Source organism: bacterium (assembly GCA_020440705.1).
GTDB lineage: Bacteria > Krumholzibacteriota > Krumholzibacteriia > LZORAL124-64-63 > LZORAL124-64-63 > JAGRNP01.
Genome location: JAGRNP010000316.1, coordinates 1 through 598 on the forward strand (window position 1 = coordinate 1; position 598 = coordinate 598).

At 69.7% G+C, this 598-nt stretch carries 1 protein-coding gene; it reads left to right on the forward strand.

Going from position 1 to position 598, the window contains the following annotated elements:
- Positions 1-179: 179 nt before the first annotated feature.
- Positions 180-598 (forward strand): NUDIX hydrolase (locus tag KDM41_18575; GenBank protein ID MCB1185430.1); only part of this gene is annotated, 419 nt, incomplete at its 3' end.

Below are 598 nucleotides of genomic sequence, written 5' to 3' on the forward strand. Positions count from 1 at the left end.
CGACCCATCGGCCGAGGAACGCGCGGGCATCGGGGCCCGCCTCGCGGCGATCGCCGGGAGCGCCCCACCCCGCCGAACGCGTTGGCCCCAGGTCGTCGCGCTGAGTTCGGGCGCCGCGATCCTCATCGCGGCGGCGATGTTGTATTATTTCGTCTTCGCGCGCTAACTTCCCACGGGTCATGGCGACCTTCCGCAATCCGCTCCCCACCGTCGACATCATCATTGAGATGGACACGGGCGGCATCGTCCTGATCGAGCGGAAAAACGAGCCCCACGGCTGGGCCCTGCCCGGCGGCTTCGTCGACTACGGCGAGTCGGTCGAGGCCGCCGCGGCCCGAGAAGCGAAGGAAGAGACCTGCCTCGACCTGCGCGGTCTCCGGCAGTTCCACACCTACTCGGACCCGCGACGCGACGCGCGCAAGCACACGATCACCACGGTTTTCGTCGCCGAAGCCTCGGGCGCGCCCGTCGCCGCCGACGACGCGGCGAACGCCCGGGTCTTCACCCTCGACGCCCTTCCCGCGCCCCTTTGCTTCGACCACGCCGAAATTTTGGCCGACTACCGCCGCTGCAAGGAGACGGGCCGACTCCGCCCCTG